Annotated in this window: 19 protein-coding genes; 1 reads left to right on the top strand and 18 read right to left on the bottom strand. The window is 71.0% G+C overall.

Features of this window, described 5'->3' with window-relative positions:
• Positions 1 to 44 precede the first annotated feature (44 nt).
• The 10 genes from OG285_RS32105 to OG285_RS32150 form a co-directional block, all read right to left on the bottom strand.
• Positions 45 to 851: a PIG-L deacetylase family protein gene (locus OG285_RS32105; protein ID WP_329155956.1), complete on the bottom strand. Its 807-nt coding sequence runs from the start codon at positions 849 to 851 to the stop codon at positions 45 to 47.
• A complete protein-coding gene (fxlM, locus tag OG285_RS32110) occupies positions 830 to 3,154 on the bottom strand; it encodes a methyltransferase, FxLD system (RefSeq protein WP_371792974.1) in 2,325 nt (774 codons plus the stop codon). Before fxlM ends, OG285_RS32105 begins: the two co-directional genes overlap by 22 nt.
• A gap of 38 nt (positions 3,155 to 3,192) precedes the next feature.
• Positions 3,193 to 3,849 (bottom strand): M15 family metallopeptidase, encoded by a 657-nt coding sequence (locus tag OG285_RS32115; protein ID WP_329155960.1) that lies wholly within the window; start codon positions 3,847 to 3,849, stop codon positions 3,193 to 3,195.
• Positions 3,846 to 4,886, bottom strand: a complete 1,041-nt coding sequence (locus tag OG285_RS32120) for a GNAT family N-acetyltransferase (protein ID WP_371792975.1) — start codon at positions 4,884 to 4,886, stop codon at positions 3,846 to 3,848. Before OG285_RS32120 ends, OG285_RS32115 begins: the two co-directional genes overlap by 4 nt.
• Positions 4,883 to 6,328 (bottom strand): phosphotransferase, encoded by a 1,446-nt coding sequence (locus OG285_RS32125; protein ID WP_371792976.1) that lies wholly within the window; start codon positions 6,326 to 6,328, stop codon positions 4,883 to 4,885. Before OG285_RS32125 ends, OG285_RS32120 begins: the two co-directional genes overlap by 4 nt.
• Entirely contained in the window at positions 6,325 to 7,194 is an 870-nt protein-coding gene (locus OG285_RS32130; protein ID WP_371792977.1) for a class I SAM-dependent methyltransferase, read from the bottom strand. Before OG285_RS32130 ends, OG285_RS32125 begins: the two co-directional genes overlap by 4 nt.
• Positions 7,191 to 7,535: a hypothetical protein gene (locus tag OG285_RS32135; protein WP_371792978.1), complete on the bottom strand. Its 345-nt coding sequence runs from the start codon at positions 7,533 to 7,535 to the stop codon at positions 7,191 to 7,193. The genes OG285_RS32130 and OG285_RS32135 overlap by 4 nt, the downstream gene beginning before the upstream one ends.
• Before the next feature lie 611 nt (positions 7,536 to 8,146).
• Positions 8,147 to 8,410 (bottom strand): HAD-IA family hydrolase, encoded by a 264-nt coding sequence (locus tag OG285_RS32140; RefSeq protein ID WP_371792979.1) that lies wholly within the window; start codon positions 8,408 to 8,410, stop codon positions 8,147 to 8,149.
• 20 nt (positions 8,411 to 8,430) lie between these two features.
• A complete protein-coding gene (locus tag OG285_RS32145; RefSeq protein ID WP_371792980.1) occupies positions 8,431 to 8,808 on the bottom strand; it encodes a hypothetical protein in 378 nt (125 codons plus the stop codon).
• 15 nt (positions 8,809 to 8,823) lie between these two features.
• The gene (locus OG285_RS32150) at positions 8,824 to 9,897 is read right to left on the bottom strand and encodes a Gfo/Idh/MocA family protein (protein WP_371792981.1); all 1,074 of its coding nucleotides are present in this window, start codon (positions 9,895 to 9,897) and stop codon (positions 8,824 to 8,826) included.
• Here OG285_RS32150 and OG285_RS32155 point away from each other — a divergent pair.
• Complete coding sequence (locus tag OG285_RS32155; RefSeq protein WP_371792982.1) at positions 9,857 to 10,240, top strand: peptide deformylase; 384 nt, start codon at positions 9,857 to 9,859, stop codon at positions 10,238 to 10,240. The genes OG285_RS32150 and OG285_RS32155 overlap by 41 nt on opposite strands.
• Before the next feature lie 92 nt (positions 10,241 to 10,332).
• Here OG285_RS32155 and OG285_RS32160 read toward each other — a convergent pair whose 3' ends face one another.
• From OG285_RS32160 to OG285_RS32195, 8 genes are all read right to left on the bottom strand, one after another.
• Positions 10,333 to 11,226: an endonuclease/exonuclease/phosphatase family protein gene (locus OG285_RS32160; protein ID WP_371792983.1), complete on the bottom strand. Its 894-nt coding sequence runs from the start codon at positions 11,224 to 11,226 to the stop codon at positions 10,333 to 10,335.
• Positions 11,227 to 11,276: 50 nt separating this feature from the next.
• Positions 11,277 to 12,221 (bottom strand): endonuclease/exonuclease/phosphatase family protein, encoded by a 945-nt coding sequence (locus OG285_RS32165; RefSeq protein WP_371792984.1) that lies wholly within the window; start codon positions 12,219 to 12,221, stop codon positions 11,277 to 11,279.
• Positions 12,222 to 12,273: 52 nt separating this feature from the next.
• Entirely contained in the window at positions 12,274 to 12,822 is a 549-nt protein-coding gene (locus tag OG285_RS32170; protein WP_371792985.1) for a hypothetical protein, read from the bottom strand.
• Positions 12,819 to 13,328 (bottom strand): LuxR C-terminal-related transcriptional regulator, encoded by a 510-nt coding sequence (locus OG285_RS32175; protein ID WP_371792986.1) that lies wholly within the window; start codon positions 13,326 to 13,328, stop codon positions 12,819 to 12,821. Before OG285_RS32175 ends, OG285_RS32170 begins: the two co-directional genes overlap by 4 nt.
• A 278-nt stretch (positions 13,329 to 13,606) precedes the next feature.
• Positions 13,607 to 14,410, bottom strand: a complete 804-nt coding sequence (locus tag OG285_RS32180) for a hypothetical protein (RefSeq protein WP_371792987.1) — start codon at positions 14,408 to 14,410, stop codon at positions 13,607 to 13,609.
• Positions 14,407 to 15,303: an SAM-dependent methyltransferase gene (locus OG285_RS32185; RefSeq protein ID WP_371792988.1), complete on the bottom strand. Its 897-nt coding sequence runs from the start codon at positions 15,301 to 15,303 to the stop codon at positions 14,407 to 14,409. The genes OG285_RS32180 and OG285_RS32185 overlap by 4 nt, the downstream gene beginning before the upstream one ends.
• Entirely contained in the window at positions 15,300 to 15,677 is a 378-nt protein-coding gene (locus OG285_RS32190) for a DUF6415 family natural product biosynthesis protein (RefSeq protein WP_371792989.1), read from the bottom strand. The genes OG285_RS32185 and OG285_RS32190 overlap by 4 nt, the downstream gene beginning before the upstream one ends.
• Positions 15,674 to 16,672, bottom strand: a complete 999-nt coding sequence (locus OG285_RS32195) for an MvdC/MvdD family ATP grasp protein (RefSeq protein WP_371792990.1) — start codon at positions 16,670 to 16,672, stop codon at positions 15,674 to 15,676. The genes OG285_RS32190 and OG285_RS32195 overlap by 4 nt, the downstream gene beginning before the upstream one ends.
• Between the last annotated feature and the right edge of the window lie 7 nt (positions 16,673 to 16,679).

Genomic DNA, 16,679 nt, shown 5'->3' on the forward strand with positions numbered 1-16,679 from the left:
AGGGGCTGGTCGAGCCCGGGGACGAGTGAGGCGGTTGGCCGCCGTCAGGCAGTGAGCCGATGGGGAGCGCCGGGGAGTGGCCCGGTCGCGAGCCGGGTGAAGTACTCGGTCGCGATGATGCCGCGCCGAATCTCATCGGGCAGGCGGGCGAGGATGCCGGGCAGCGGCCGTTCGCGGGCAACCTCCCCTCGGTGCGCGAGTACCGCTGCCCACTTCTGCTCCAGCCACGGGGTGACGTCGACGGTGGTGGTGGCGTACGGGTCCGGCACCGCGAGCACGGCTTTGCCGACGGCCTCCAGAAGCGGCCCGAGCTTGCCGACACCGGACTCGGGGTGCGTGGCGCAGTACACGGCGCGCGGTTGCCAGGGCTCACCTGCCTCGGGGTGAAGGTGTGCGAGCCCCGCGTCCTGAACGGCGAGGAGAGCGGCCTGGTGGGTGCGGCGGTGGTCCGGGTGACCGGTCAGCTGGCCCAGGGCGTCGTGCGTGACCACGATGTCGGGGCGAAACGAGCGGATCTGCTGGACCAGGGCGGCGACCACCTCGTCGAGCGGTGCGTCGACGAGCCGGGGACGGCCGGGAGCCGCCCGCTCGTTGCGGGCATCGCCGTATCCGAGCATGCGAGGGGGACCCGCGCCGAGCGCCCGCAAGGCGTCGGCGAGTTCAGGAGCCCTCGGGCTGTCGGGCGCCCACGTCATGGTGACGACAGCGGTGCGCGCGTGCGCGGCGGCGTGCTGGGCGAGGACACCGCCGGCGAGGAGGCTCTCGTCGTCAGGATGGGCGAACACGCCGAGCAGGGACGGCCAGGCGGAGGACGCCGCCTTCTCGGGGGTCAGCTCGTCGGAGTCAGACACGCTGTCCCCCCTGCGGTTGAGAGGCTCAGTGCGTCGGCGGGGGTCCGCCCCGGCCACTGGAGGACAAGCCGTGCGCTGGGCTTCTCGAGCACGTCGCCGGGCGGCAGCTGGTCGTCGGGCGTTGCGGCCGGGTGGACGGTCATCGGCGGGTAGCCGCTCTCGCGCACCTCGCGGTCCCAGACACGCACGCACTCCGCGAAGCGCTCAGCCACCTCTTCGGCTGCGGGGCCGTAGGCGTGGATGAAGAACTCCGTCATGCGGTCGGCCGGCTCCGGAGCATCCTTGACCTTCCGGTACGTCAAGTAGGCGAGCGAGCCATCCGCCAGGATCGCGGCCGCGTCCTGCTGCTCCACGAGCGTGGACCCTTCCGGCGCGGACAGGCGGCAGAACCCCGCCAGGGTGGTCGCGGCATAGACCTGCAACGTCTCGAAGTTGAAGATCCCCTGTACGACGAGGCCCGTGGAGCGCTCGTGCCGGGGCCCGCGCAGAGCCTCGTCGAGGCCGGCGGTGTCGCCGGGCGTCCCGTCCTCCCACCGCACCGTGACCTTGCCGTCGGCCAGAGGGACGGCCGGGGCGGTACGGGCGGCGGCGCCGCGGTCGCGTACGAACCCGCAGTACGTCCAGTGCTCGCAGTGCAGCACGTCGCCGCGCCGGACCAGGGTGAGGGAACGGGTGTAGCCGCCCATCTCCAGTGGCACGACCAGCCGGGCCCCTTCGGCGAGTTGCTCTCGCCATGCGGGTGCGATGTCGGACGCATTGTGCGTGATCATGATCCCGTCGAAGCCGTCGGCCGGGACGTGGCCGGGCGCACCGAGTCCGCCGTCGCCGAGGACGGCGGTGACCCGGCCGCTGCCGGCCTCCGCACACAGCCGTTGTGTTCGCTGCACCACGTACCGGTCGACATCCACAGTCACCACCCGGCCGCGCTCTCCCAGGACGTGCGCCAGGAGCTCCGCGTTGTATCCGCCGGAGCCGACCTCGAGGACGGTCGCCCCGGCCTTCAGCTGGAGTTGCTCGGCCATGTCAGCCTGGAGCCAGGCGGCGCTGACCGAGCTGGTCGCCCGGCCGTTCTCGTCCCGGCGGGTAACGACGGCCAGGTCGTCGTCGTAAACGGTCTTGAGGTCCGTCTCCGGCGCGAACCGGTGCCTCGGCACCGTGCGCAGCGCCTTTTGGACAACGATGGAGGGCGCCCAGCCGCCTGCGATGACGGCATCTGCCATGCGGTGGCGCAGCCGGAGGGCTTCGGCCGGCTCCCCGGGGACTGTAGCCGGTTCGGTGGCGGTCGGATAGGAGTGGACTGGCGGCAGGCCGGGGATGACGCCGGGCCAGACGGCGTTCAGCGCCTGGGCGCTCGGGGTGAACACCGGGCCGAGACATGCCAGACCGTGGAGGTCGTGCCATTCCCAGCGGGTGAACTTGTGCGGCTCCGCGGTGGTGAGGGTGCCGGTGAAGCCGGCGATCCGGATCACGGCGGTCAGCCGCGGGACACCTTGGGCGGCGTCGGTGAGGATGGTCACCACGGTGGCGCCGGTGGCGTGCAGGCCGGTCTCCTCGGCGAGCTCGCGCACCCCGGCTCCGTCCAGCGGCTCGGCGCCCTCGATCTTCCCGCCCGGAATTTCCCACATGCCGCGTTTTGACCAGCCGAGCAGAACGCGCCCGTGCTCGTCGGTGACGACGGCCAGCGCCCCGGCAACGGCGTAGCCGGTGGCCGGCACGGACCGTTCCATGGCGACCGTGTCCGCGCACGGCCCGCGCAGGACCAGTGCCGCCGTTTCGCCGACGGCGATGCGCTGAACGCTCGTCCATCCGCAGGTGAGGGCGCTGACCTCATCCTCGTCCAGTGCGATGTGCCGCTTCTCGGCGGAAGTGCTCGCGGCCAGCGGGGTGATGACCAGCATGGTGCCGCCCTCGCGCAGCCGGCGTCCGAGAGCATGCAGGACACGGGTGCGGTCGTTCACGAAGGCCACCGACATCCGGAAGACCACCAGGTCGTACCGGGTGTCGTCCAGTGGGGCTGGGTCGTCGCGTTCGATGTCCAGGCGTAGCCAGCGCACCTTCGCGTCGGGGTGGTCCGTGCGGGCCCGCGCGAGCGCGGCGTCAACCGCATCGAGGGCGTCCACCTCGTACCCGAGCGAGGCGAGGTAGACGGACATCTCGCCCGTTCCGCAGCCGACGTCGAGCGCGCGGCCGCCCTCGGGCGCCGGTGCGTGCTCGACGAGCAGGGTCTTCTCCTCGTTCCCGAGCCGCCGGAAGCCTCGCCCCTGGGTGTAGTGCTTGGACCAGTCGGTCCGGATGGTTCCCACAGATCGCTCCTTGTTCGTGAAGGGTGGGGTGGTCGGTGTCAGGGCAGTTCGACGGGACCGTAGAGGGCGGCGGGCTGCTGGGTCTGCAGCGCCCAGTACCGGTCGCCGAACGACCAGTGCCACCACTCGGTCCCGTAATTGATCAAGCCTGCGGTGGACAGCGCGCCGGCCAGGGTGGCCCGGTTCGTGCGGGCCCGGACACTGAGGCCGGGGGCGTCGGTGTAGCAGGCGCCGTCGGACTCCTCCGGGGAGGCGTTGACGCGTGTGCCCATGTCCAGCTCGCGGCCCTGGTGGTCGATCAGGGTCACGTCGACGGCCGCGCCGGCGGAGTGCGGCGCGATCTCCGGAGGCGACACGAAGCGGCTGGCTGCCTCCCGGAGTTCGGCAGCGTGCCAGTCCGGGTTGGCGCGCGCGAGCTCATCGGAGTACTCCTCGAAGTACCGGCGCTGCAGAGACGGGGGCCGGTAACCCTCAATGAACAGCAGCCGCACACCGCCGGGTAGCAGCGCTTGCGCCTGCTGGAGCCGCGTGAGCACACCCCGGCGGATGTGGGCCCAGGCGCCCGCAGCGTCCTGCTTGCGGTCGTCGACCATCAAGCCGTGCACCCGGGCGTCGAGGAGGGCCTCGCCGCGCTCTTGGACGGGGATCGCGGCGACCCGCGGGTCGGACATCAAGACGATGCTGCTGGTGGTCATGCGTTTCCCCAGGTGTCGACGTATGCGGCCACGCCGGTGCGGCGGGCCTCCTCCACGGCGCACAGCCGCGTGAAATCGCGGGTCGGCATCAAGGCCTCCCACTCGGCCAGGGGCAGGACGCGGGCCTCGTCGTGCTCGCGCGGGTTGAGGGTGATGCCCCGGATCCGTTCAGCGGTGAGGCGGCCGCCGTCGAAGATCAGCTGCAGCGTGCTGTACGGACGCTGCGCCCGGGGCTGCCCGTACACGGTGGCCAGCAGCCGGGGCAGACCTGCGGCGGTCATGCCGGTCTCTTCCCGGCACTCGCGCACCACCGCGTCCCAGGGCCGCTCGCCCAGGTCCATCGCGCCGCCGATCATGTGCCAGGGGTGGCCGGGGGAGTAGACGGAGTGCAGCTGGAGCGGCCGGTCGTCCTCGTCGGTGACGTAGAGGCACACGTACGCGGCCGCCCGGGGCAGTGCGTCGGCGTACTGCTGCGGCGGCACCCACGTCGATTCCGGCTGCGCACCGGGCACGGCACCGGCCAGATGGTGGTGGCGGGTCATCCGCATCAGTGCCGGGTTGCCGCTGAAGCCGAGCTCCCGGTACAGGGGCGCGGCCTCCGGGCTGGTGTGCAGCTCGAACAGCGTCACTTCCTCGACGTCGGCGAGGTGGTCCAGGAGTGCGGACACGACGGCCCGGGCGTAGCCGCGGCGGCGGAACTCGGGCTGGGTGGCGACGAGCTGTACGCGGGCGGCCCGGCCTCGGGGGTAGGCCGGGGCTGGGAGCACGGGGTGGATCAGGCCGAGGGCGCAGGCGGCCATCGTGCCGTCCGGGGCGTCGATGACGACGGCCCGGGCGTCTCCCCCCGGCGTGAGCCGTGGCGCCAGCTCGTCCGTGCACCGCCGGAGCCAGTCCTCGGTGAACGGTGCGGACAGGACATGTTCGGAGCGCATCCGGGTGATGGCCTCGGCGTCAGCGGCGGTTGCCGTGCGGACCGGCGGCCGTCCGTCGGCGTCGCGCGGCTCGGCCGCGGTAGTGGGTGCCGTGTCGGCGTTCACGTCTCATCTCCTGTCGGTGAGAGGGCTGCACGGTGCTCGGCGCGCAGCCGGGCCAGCGTCCGCCGGCCGCGTTCGACGAGCTCGGGGTCACCGTGGGCGGCGCCGTAGGCGATCCCACTCACGGAATCCAGAGCTGCGTCGATGACCAGCCGGGCCTCCTCGGCGGCGGTCAGGGTCCTGCCGTACCCGGCCAGAAACGCCTCGAACAGGTCGTCGCGGCCGGCCCAGGCGTCGGACAGACGGACCAGATCCCGCACGGCCGGGCCCGGCTCACTACGCTCGAAATCGATCACCGCCACGAAGTCCTCACGGTCGTCCGTCTCGGCACCGGCGTCAGAAGTGGCGAGGACGTTTCTGAGCTGGAAATCTCCATGGGTCTCCACCCACTCCAGCGGTGGCAGGGCCTCGGCCTGCCGCACGAGCTCGCGGACGAACTCCTCATCACCCGGGCGCAGATGAGACCGCGCCCCGGCCAGGTGCCGGTCGGCCTTGGTGACGGCTGGGCCGCTGCCGGCAGGAGCGGGCCGTGGGGGAGAGGCCTGGTGGATGCGGCGGGCCAGCGCGCCGATCCGTTGGAAGACCTCCCTCTCCCGCTCCGGGGCAAGGACAGCGCCGTGCAGCGGGCGGCCCGGCACCGCGGTGAGGACCACCGCCCGCAGTGTCTCGTCGGCGGCGACCAGCCGGGGGGCGGCCGCCCCCAGCTCCCGCGCCCACGTCCGTAGCCCTCGCACTTCCCGGCCGTGGAACCGCTCGTTCTGGTGCACCTTCACGTACCAGGTGCCGCCCTGGACGCCGTGGACGCGCCATACGCGGCTCTCCTCGCGCGCCCATGACGTATCCGTCCACTGCGTGATCCGGCCGACCGCCTGCTCCGCGAACTTCACGACCGCGGCGTCGGGACGGGCGGTAGACGTCTGGCCGGTCACGTCCGGCACGAGGCGCAGCCGGTCGGCGCCGGGGTCGAAGGCGATGCTGTCGCCGGGCAGTTGGAAGTGCACGGCCAGGCGCGCGCCGGCGGTGTAGGCGTCCAGGCCCGCACGGCAGTACGCCACCATCTGGGCGGGCAGGGCGTGAAGGGGTGCCCAGTCCATCGCGTCGCAGACGTCCGGCTCCGCGATCCCGGGCTCGCCCTTCCACCGCCGGACCTCGAAGAAGTGCCCGGTACGGGAGGCACCTCCGGGGCTACGGTGGTGCACGGTCACGGCGGCCCGCACGTCGGCCTGGTCGATGACGACCCCGGTCTCCTCCCGCGCCTCGCGGATCAGGGCGGTGACCACGTCCTCATGCGGACCGTCCAGATGCCCCGACGGCAGGTGCCACAGGCCGGCGGCGTACACCTGCCCGGCCCGCCGGGACAACAGAACCTGAGGCCCGTCGGCGGTCTCCCGGCGCAGGATCAGGTGGACGTCCACCGGCTCGGTGTGCCGCTGCCCGCCGCTCATCGCGCTCCCTCCGGACGCCGGGCGAGCAGAACCCTGAACGCCGCTTCCTCGACCAGAGACCCGTCCACCGCGTGCGCGTGGAGAAGGGCGAGGGCCTCGTCCTCGAACGCCTGGTGCCGCTCTGCGAAGAGCTCAGGCCCGGCGAAGGACGTGGTGCGCAGGTAGCCGAGCACCTCGTGCGGCGCCCACGTGCGGGTCACCGGGAAGAGGTGTTCGGTGACGTCGTTGAACGCCGAGGCGGCGAGGTCCTCCTCGTACGAGCGGCGGGGCTCGGCGTAGGAACGCCGGGCGCCCGCCCGGCGCTCGGCGCCCAGGTAGCGCTGGATCAACTCGCGCAGCGCACGGGTCCAGTCGGCGTCGTGAGTCCACAGGCTCCCGTCGCCCATGATCGCCACCGCGGCGCCCGGTGTGGCGACCCGGTCGGCCATCTCCAGGACCGCCTCACCGTTCATCCAGTGGTAGGAACGGCAGCAGGTGATCAGGTCCGGGCCGGAGTCCGGCTCTCCGGGCAGCGTCGCGAGCGGCTCGTAGGCGTCGGCCGCCGCGTGGACCAGGCTGAGGGTGCAGTGGCCGAGCACGGGGGTGAGGGCTTGCCTGGCCTGATGCAGCATCTGCGGACTGACGTCGACCGCTTCGATGTGCGTCAGGTCAGCGCCGGCGGACAGGAGCGCGAAGGGCACCTGCCCGGTTCCGGTGCCCAGGTCGAGCAGCACCGGGGACGGTCGGCCCCGCAGCGTGTCGGCGAGCAGTCGCACCGCCGCGTCCGGCAGGCCGGGGCGGTGGCGGGCGTAGGTCAACGCCGCGCCCTCGAACATGGCCTCCTGCTCCGGTGCAAGGCCCGGAAGGGGCCCGTCAGGGTAGGTCACGAGGTGGCTCCCTCATCAAGCGGGCGGGCGATGGGCAGTTGCCAGGACAGGCGTCCGCACTCGGACGCGGCCCGCTGCCCGCCGTCCGCGTCGAAGTAGAGGCGGTAGCGGTCGGGGGAGCGTGCGGCCCGCCACCGGTCGGCGAGGTCCTGGATCTCTTTCCAGATGTCCCGCGGCCCTTGGACGGTCACGCTCCAGCGCCGGTGGCCCACCGGCTCCGCGCGCATCCAGGATCCGCAGCCAGGCGCGCCGATCACGACGTGCTCGGCGCCGAAGGGCTCGGTACGGGCGTGCGGCACGGATCGGGCGCTCGGTGCGGCCGGGCGCAGCGGATCGGTCATGACCGGCACCCGGTGACCGCGGTCCTCACTGCCGGGACAGGCCGGCTGACGGGCAGAATCCTGGAAGATGCCGCCCGGCAGCCACCGTCGTGGGTGGCGGGCGACAGCGCCGAAGGGGCGTGGCGGCGCGCCCCGGTCCCGCCGTGGCGGCTGGCCGCTGCATGGGTGGGCTCGCTCATGCGGTCCACCTCGTATCCAGCCGTGCTGAGCGGCGCGCGTAGACGTCGGACGGCCGAAGTCCGCAAGTCGGTGAAGCCAGCGGGGACCGCCGCCGCTGTTCGAATCCGGGGCGATGAGTGGGAGCGGGCTCAGTGTTCATGGTGTGTCCTCCGTCTGGGCGGCTGGTTGGTACTGGTGCTCTAAGAACGCGCCGAATCCGGGGCCGTCACGGCCCCGGACGGGCGAATCTCTCGAACGCAGATACGGGCGAGGCTCTTGAGGCAAGCGGTGCTTGCCTGGTCGCTTTTGAACCCACACGTTCGAGTGGTTGACGACGGGCGACACCCGATCAGGGGCTTGCGCGCTCGTGGCGGGATCAGCCAGGTCCTCCGGCTACCGCGGATGGGTCACGGAGTGTGCAGGAGGTGCTGGGCCTGTGCCCCGGACGCCCCTCAGCTGCGGATGGCCGCAGGGCCGATGTCGTGCGTGCTGCGCGCGCCCGGCAAGGGGAGGCCCAGAAGATTGCGCAGCTGCTGCACGGTGTGTGTCGGGTCCGTGGCGTGGATCGTCGTGATCCCGAGGGCCTGGGCGGGAGGCAGATTCGTGGCGATGTCGTCGACGAAAATGCACTCCGAGCCCCGCAGCCCGAGCTGATCCAGGGCGAGCTGGTAGATGCGCGGGTCCGGCTTGCGCAGCCGAACCTGCTCGGACAGCACGACGACGTCATGGCTGTCCGTCAGCTCCCACCGTTCGTAGGGGTTGAACGGGCTCTGCCCATGCTGTTGGACAGCACTGCGGTCTTCAGACCGGCCCGGCGGATGGCCTGGACGGCTTCCACGACGAGAGGCTCGGGCGCCAGCGTGGAAAGCGCGCGGCGCATCAGGTCGGTTCCGTCGATCCCGATGAGCGCGGCGATGCCCGCGTTCCAGGTGTCCTGGGTGATGTTGCCCAGCTCGAGTTCCGCGTACAGGCGGCGGCCCTCGGGGTGGACGGTGACGGCGTGGAGGTAGGCGTCGTCGGGGAGTCCGCATTCCCGGGCGAAGGCGCAGGCGCTGAGGTCGAGGTTGGTGGTGAGGACTCCGCCGAAGTCGACTATGACGGCTCTGTAGGACACGGGTGTGGCTCCTCGTTAGTGGGCGGTGGCCGACGCGGTGTCGTGCGCGGGCGGCTGGGACGGGAAGGTCGGTGAGGCTGCGCGCAGGATCGCGTGCGTGAGGTGGACGGTTCGGGTCGCTCGTTCGGCGGTGCAGGCCGGGGTCCGCTTCTCGCGCAGTGCCTCGGCGAGGTCCAGCACCCCCGCGCCGCGGGTGCCGGGCAGGGCGGTGGCGGTCTGCGTAAGGGTGCTGGCCTCGCGGGAGCCGTAAGGGTGGTGGAGGACCTGGCCGTCGTGGAAGTTTGGGTCGGGAAGGACGAGGGTGCCTTCAGTGCCCTGGATCTCCAGGTGGGGCGTGTGGGTGGCGGCGGCGTCGAAGCTGGCGGTGAGGGTGACGGGTACGTGGTCGTCGGTCTCCAGGAGCGCGGCGACATACGTCGGGGCTTCGGCGCGGAAGGCTTGTCCCGCGTGAGGGCCCGAGCGGATGTGCCGCTCGGCGTGTGTGCGGGCGGTGGCGGCGGACACCCGCAGCGGCCCGAGGAGGAAGTCGAGGGCGGTGAGGTAGTAGGGGCCCATGTCTCCCAGAGGGCCCGCGTGTTGGGTGTAGAAGGCAGCGGGGGAGGGGTGCCAGCGTTCCGGGCCGGTGCTGAGCAGGGTGGCCGCTGCGGAGCGTAGGTCACCGATGAGGCCGTCACGCAGTGCTGCTGAGGCCGTCTGGAGCGCAGGGCCGAGCAGGGTGTCCGGTGCGACGCCGAGCAGTGTCCCCGTCCGCTCGGCCTGGGCGATCAGTGCGCTCGCCGCGCGGGGGTCGGTGCTGAGGGGCTTCTCGATCCAGACCGCCGGGATGCGGGCGGTGGTGGCTCGCTCGGCCAGCTCGGCGTGGGTGTGCGGCGGAGTGAGGATCACGATGAGGTCGACGCGCTGCGGATTGAGGAGGTCTGCGACGGGCACGGCCGCGCAGCCGTGCCGGACGGCGAACTCCTGCGCCTGCTCGTGGTTCAGGTCGGCGCAGGCGGTGAGGTGGACGCTGGCGCTGGCATTGAGGGTGGCGGCGTACTCGTCGGCGATCATGCCGCATCCGAGGAGTCCGGCACGGACGGGGGCGGTCATCGGATGTCCGCGAGGGTCGTCTCGATGTGGCGGGCCAGGTCCTCTGCCCAGCGGGCCCGGTCGGCGTGTGGCAGCCAGGGGATCTGAACGTCGAGACGAAGGCTGCCTCAGCTTCTTCGACGTCCGAGGACTCGTGCCTCGCCCGCTGAGCATCGTCGTCGCTCACAGCAGCCTCGACGGCTCCACCCACCTGTCGCGGTTCACCCACGGCCTGTCCCGGCTCGTCCACCACGAGGTCGACCACCTGGGCGGCGCGCTGTACCGCGAGCGCATGCGACCGGGTGTGCAACCGGTCCCTGTAGAGGAGTACCGCGGGACCGGCCAGAACTGGACTTACCAATGAGTTCTGGGCCTTCGCAAGCTCCCGGCCCCGATCCGAGAAGTTGCAGATCAACGCGTTGATGAGCATGGAGCTTTCCCCCAGAGATGGAAGTGTCAGCGGACGGGCGTGAGAACCTGGCGGAGAACATCGAGGTCGAAGCGGGCGACCAACAGAGCGTGGTCGGACACCTCCCGCACCTCGTCGGTCGCCAGAACGTCGAAAGCGCGGAGGGCCGGGGCGAGGTCAGGGGTGCCGAGCACCCGGTCGATCCGCTGGGCAGGCCCCTGATCGGTGCGCTTCAGGCTCGCCGTCGCCGCGAGTGCGCCGGGCTGGCCGAGAACAGTACTGGCGTGCAAAGCGAGGTCGGTGAAGACGGGATTGCCGCCGGTGAGGACCTCGTCCGGTCGGGTGTCCGATACGCGCCGGCCGTCGCGCTCGATGGTGCGGTGCTGGAAGTGCACGCGGTCCTCAACCCTGTCCCAGTCCGGGAGCGCCACGACCTCCAACGCCCGCTGGTGCGGGTAGCTGTTGGCGTCCATCCCCACCAAGGCGCTGCGGCCGCTGTCGGCGAGGGTGGTGAGCCGCCTCGCTTCGGTCGCGCGCAGGTCCGGGTCGTAGTGGCACAGGTGCGCCGAGGCGAGGTCGAGCGACTTGGAGCAGCCCTTGAGGCGGACGCGGGGGTTGCAGATCGGCTTCCACGGCAGGTCGTGCTCGAACTCGCCGTCGACGAAGAACAGGGTGGGGTCGACCATCACGCCGACCGGGTTCTTGCTGCGCCCCTCCCGCGGCGCGGCCATGAAGGGCGTGAGGCCGCCGAGCCGGTTGGCCTCGGCGTACAGGTCGGCTTTCCCCCGGTCCCACGCGCCGGTCAGCTCCTGGCGCAGCACGATGTGCGGTTCTATGGAGGCGAGGATGTCGCGGGCGAGGTCGCGGTGGTCGTCGCCTCCGCTCCGGCCGCGGCCGTTGTGCTCGATGTTCCAGCAGGCGACGCGCACTTCATCAGTCACAGACGGCATTCCCTGTTCGTGGTCTCGACGGTGGACGGACGCGTCGGGGCTCACCGGGCGGGGGTGAGGACGCGGCGGAAGGCCTCGCGGTCGAAGGTGGCCAGGACCAGGGCGTGGTCGGAGACCTCGGCGACCGTGTCGTCGGCGAAGACCTCCAGGGACCGCAGCGCCGACGCGAGGTCGGCCGTGCAGTACATCCGGTCGATGCGGCTGCGGTGCCCTTTCCCGGTGCGCCACAGGCTCGCGGTCGCTTCCAGTGCGCTGGGCTGTGCGAGCTCGGTGGCGGCGTGATGACCGAGCTCGACGAAGATGCGGCCGCCGCCGGGCTTGGTGCTGGCCAAGACCTCGTCGGGGATCGTGTCGGAGATCCTGCCGAAGGCGGTGCGGACCGTGCGGTGCTCGAAATGCGCCGGATCCGTCACCTCGTCCCAGTCGGGCAGCGGCACGCTTTCGGCGGCGATGCGGTGCGGATAGGAGTTGCAGTCACCGCCGATGATGGCGGTGCGCTTCTGGCTGCCGAGGGTGAGTAGGCGCTTGGCCTCGGTCTCCCGGGTCGCGGGGTCGTAGGGGCACAGGTGGAACGAGGCGAGAGACAGCGGCTTGGTGGCCTCGGTGTCGCCGCGCAGCGTGAGGACCGGGTTGCAGATCGGGTGCCAGCCGTTCGTGACGTGCGTGTATTCCGCGTGCAGGGCAAAGATCTGCGGGTCGTACAACACGCCCGTGGGGTTGGGGCTCTCAGGGTTGCCCGGGGCCATCACCGCGGACAAGCCGAGCGCCTTGCCCTCCTCGTGCAGAGTGCGCTTGCCGTCGAGGTGGGCGAGCGTCAACTCCTGGCGCAGCACAATGTGCGGCCGGTGAGCACGCAGGACCTCGTGCGCGAGGTGCCAGCGCCGGTCGTCGCCGCCGGCGGTGTGACCGGGCAGGCCGTTATGCTCCACGTTCCAGCACGCGACACGGATCACATCGGCGTCGTCAGCGGTCTCGGGAAAGGTCAAGACTTCATCTCCTTGAGCGGATGGTGGACGATCGTCCTCGAAGGGGCAGGGGTCAGATCGGGGTCTCGCCGCGTACGAGCCACAGCCCGGCACTCTGGGCGGCGTACCAGGTCAGCTGGTCCTGGTAGATGCGGTCGGCGAGGGTGATCGAGGTGCGGCTAACCGCGACCACCCCGCGCACCGGGCAGTTGGGGTCGGCCAGCACCTGCAGTGCGCGGGCGTAGCCGCGCCGCAGGAGGGGGTTCTCGGCGCCGGTTCGCGCGTCGACGTCATCAAGGGCATCCACGATGGGCGGGCCGTTGACGGTCAGGTGCTCTGCCGCGGCGTATCCCCGAACGGCGCTCAGGTCACCGTGCGTTTCCCGATTGGGTCCGGTCAGGGCGTACAGCACCACCTCCAGCGGGCCCGGAGCGGCGAGGGCCACGCGGTTCATCGTGAGACGCAAGGTCTTCAGTGCGTCGAAGCCCGGTGCGGGCAAGGGCTCTTCCGGTTCAGGCCGTTGGCCGTATCCGCGCGGGCGCAGCGTGCGACTGGGCGGTTGGCGGCCCGTCTGCGTCTCGGCCTTGGCTGCGGTCGCGATGGTGGTGGTGGTGGTGCTCATCGTGCCGCTCCCACGCGAGCCGCGGACGGGCCTGGGGCGTTCTGTCCGTTGGTGCCAAGGAGGTCCATGGCATGGCCCCAGGCGACGAGTTGCGTGGAGTTGGCGACCCCTGCAGCGCTGAGGAGGTTCTTCGTGAGGGACTTGACGTCGGCGGGGGCGATGCCGGCGGGGGCGATGCCGGCGGCGCGGGCGATGCCGGCCGTTTTGGAGTGCTCGGCGATGGCCTTCAGCAACTTCTGCTGGTCCTCGTTCGGCGTGAATTTCCGGCGTGACGCCGGGATCGACGGTGTGGGGACTTGGCGGTGCAGGAGAAGCGCGTGCGCGAGGACCGGGCGAGATGCGTGAGGCGGGCAGTTGAGCTTCTGGCGCATGCAGGTGATGTGAAAGATCACTGTGTCGGGGGACAGGCATCCCTCGATGGCGATCTCACTGTTGCTCAGACCCTGGATCACGAGCTCGGCAGCTCGCTTCTGGGCGGGGGTGAGGGGTGTGATGGTGGTGGTCATCTGGGTCCTGGTCAGTTGAGGGTGGTCAAGCGGCCGGGGTGGCCGGTTGGACGGGGAGCTGCAGGTGGCCGTCGGAGATGGGGCAGGGGCTGATCGGGGGCGATGGCCAGGCGAAGGCGGGGGAGCGGGTGAAGGGCGCGTCGAGGGCGATCCGGATTCAGATGCGGGCGAATTCGCGCCCAGGCACAGTGGGGGTTCGTGGCCGAAGGCGAGGTGGTCGCGAGCACCCTCACGGCGGGGGAGCCAGTTGGGCACGGTCAGGGGATGAGGGCCGGGCGTCACGAGCGGTCGCCTCGCTCCACTGCGTGCGGGTCGCTCTTTCCGCGCCCCAGGACGGAAGCGCATGGGTGCGGCTCCTCGTGGCCGGCGGTGGCCGCGTCGATGGCGTGGGCCAGCTGCTGCGCCGCGGGCGGACTCACCTGTCCGACTGTGACCTGGTGCTCACGCGCCAGGTGGCAGGACATGCAGGCCGGAGCGGCCGTGACCGGAACGTCCTCGCCGCACAAGCGCGCGAGCAGTCGCCCCACCAGCGCGGCGATCTCCTCCACGGTGTGCCAGGTGGCGTGGTCCGCGTCGAATCGCGGTTCGGGATGACTGTCGAGCAGGTCCCGCAGCCGCAGTGCGGCCTCCAGGTCCAGGTCCCCGACGTCGACCATGCCGCTGACGACCGCGACCGCGAGCCTGGACGAGGGGACCAGACCGGCATCCCTCAGAGCTGTTTTGAGTGCCAGTGCGGCCCGGTGGGGCGCGCGCATCGTGCCGGCGACGATGTCCGCCAGCCGGTCGGCGTCCTCTGTGCGCGCCACGGTCAGGCGCAGGCGGTGGCCCTGCGCGTGCACCGTGGCATCCACGTTGTTCCGCTGCAGGAACTCGTTTAAGGGCAGGGCCGGATCGGGCACGAGTCGCTCATCGCCGGACTCCTCGTCCCACATGTCCTGGACGGACACCACCATCACGGTGATGGTCTTGTCCTCGTACTGCGGTGTGGCTGGCCAGCCCGCGTCGTTCAGCGCCCGGGCCAGGCTGCCGGTAGCCGTTCGGATGCTGCGCTCCGGCTCCGGTGGAGGTGTCTGGCTGCTCATGATGCCGCCTTCGGCGTTCGAGCGGCGGTGGGCGACGCTGGGTCCGACGGGGTTCCCGGTACGGCGAGGGCGGCGTAGGCGAAGGAGTGGCCGGGGTGGGGTGTACGCAGGCTGAGAGCGGTGCTTTTCCTGCTGGGGGTGGGCCATTGTGAGGTGGGCGTGATGCCGGGTGGGAGGGGTGTCCACGGATCCAGGAGGGTCTTGATCTCGTCCAGCGTGCGCGGCCGGTAGGTGATGCCGGCGTTGGCGTAGTGGTTGGTGAGGGTTTTCATCGCCTCCGGTGCCATGTCGCTCGACGTGTGGGTCACGGAGATGGCGCTGCCGGCTGGTAGCCATACGTGCAAGGCGGTCATCACGGTCCATGCCGACTCATCGGACATCCACGGCAGCAGGTCGTGCAGGGGCACGGCGACCGGCTCGGTGCGGAGGCCCTCGATCCGGGGGTGCTGGAGCAGCGCGTGGATCTGGCGGATGTCGGCCTCGACCGAAGCCGTGCCCGGGACGCTTTCGCACAGCGTCATGCGTGCGTGCCCGCCGACCATCGGGTCGTTGTCCACGTAGACGACATGAGCGTCCGGGTGGACGGCGCTGGCGGCGTCGTAGGTAGATCCGGCTTGCTGGAGTCGTCTGTTCCAGGCAGAGGGCAGCCCGCATCCCAGGTCCACGAACCGGCGGATCCCGAGATCACGCGCGAGAGCGGTGACGGCCTTGGGGCGGTGCTGCTGGTTGATCAGCACCATGTCCGGAAGCCACGGCGCCTCCTCGTAGAGGAGTCCGGCGAGGTGGCGGTCCGGAGGGTAGTGGTCGGATCCGCTCAGGAAGAAGTTGTCGATCCGCGCGACCGAGGGACGGAGGAGCCAGTCTCTGCGCCGACGGGTGGATGACTGGGTCACGTACGGCTCCCCGGCTCCACCGGGGCAGCACTCCCCGTGACTCGGAGCAGGGTCTGTACAAGGCGCGCCACGTTCTGCGCTCGGCGCGCTGCTGCGAATGCTGTGCGGGCTGGCGCAGGACCGTGGAGCCGCCGGCCGGCCTCGCCCAGCGTCTCCTGGGCGCGGCGGTAGGCTGCCGACTGCACCGGCAGTCCGTCGCACCTTTCGCGAAGGTCGCCTTCCAGGGCCTGTCCGTAGGACGTGCACTGCTCCAGCACGTCGAGGCTGACTGCGAGGGCAGGCAGATCATCGCTGCTGTTCAGGTTCCAGCAGAGGGACGTCTTCACCAAGGCGAGGATCTGCACCTTGTCCGGGATGGCGGTTGGGGGGTTCACGCGGCCTCCTCTACGGCCAGGAGCCCGGCGAGTTCCGCGGTGATCTCCAGTTCGGGCAGGGCCTGTTCGATCCACGCGAACATGCCGGAGGGGTTGAGGTCGACGAGTGACCAGCGGCCGTCGGCGTCGGCCAGGAAGTCCATCGCGGCGTAGTGGAGCCGGTAGTGAGCCAGCAGCCGGGAGACTCCGGAGCGGACGGCGTCCGGCACCGGGATGGAGGTATACGTCAGGGCGTCGTAGTCGGCTCGGTAGTCGGACTGCGCGGCTACGGAATGGGTGTCGATCCGGGCGGCGAAGAGCTTTCCGCCGACCGAGGTCAGCCTCACCTCGAATTTTTTGGCTACCTTCTGTTGGAGCTGGTGCGCACAGGCCGTGATGCTTGTGTCAAGTCCGTCGGCACTCAAAGGGGTTGTGAAGAAGCGCGATATCGAATCGCCGTGCAGAACCGTTGGGCTGGCGATCGATTTGCACATCAGGTCGCCGTGGTCGCGCGCGAACTGGCGGGCACCCTCGAGCTGGTTGCCGATCCATGTGGGCGGCACCGGGAGGCCGCACCGCGGAGCCTGCACGAGCACGTCTGGTTTCGACTGCGCGGCATGAGTGGCTGTGGGGTGGTTGACGTGCAAGCAGTCCGGCAGGGCGGCCAGGACGCCGGTCACCCCGGCGGTCGCTTCATTGCTGGCCCACTCGGCCTGTTCCGGCAACATGCCAGCGCCGGCGCGGAGACGGGCGCGCTGCGGGTGCCACCACCACACCGTGCGGATGTCCTCCAGCCGCACGTGGTGGTCGCGCACGCTGAGCATGCCGGCCCAGTCCGGGCCGGATGCGGTCAGCCGCACGTGGTGAGGAAAGTCAGCCAGGTCCAGCCGGACTACGCGCGCAGCGCGCCGCTCGATCATGGGGATGACCAGGTCCGCGGTGACGTTGTCCTGGGTGGTGACGATGACGCATGCAGGGCCCGACTTTGGTGAGGGGCGCTCCGCCGGTAAAGACATGGGGATT

This window comes from Streptomyces sp. NBC_01471 (genome assembly GCF_041438865.1).
Classification (GTDB): Bacteria; Actinomycetota; Actinomycetes; order Streptomycetales; family Streptomycetaceae; genus Streptomyces.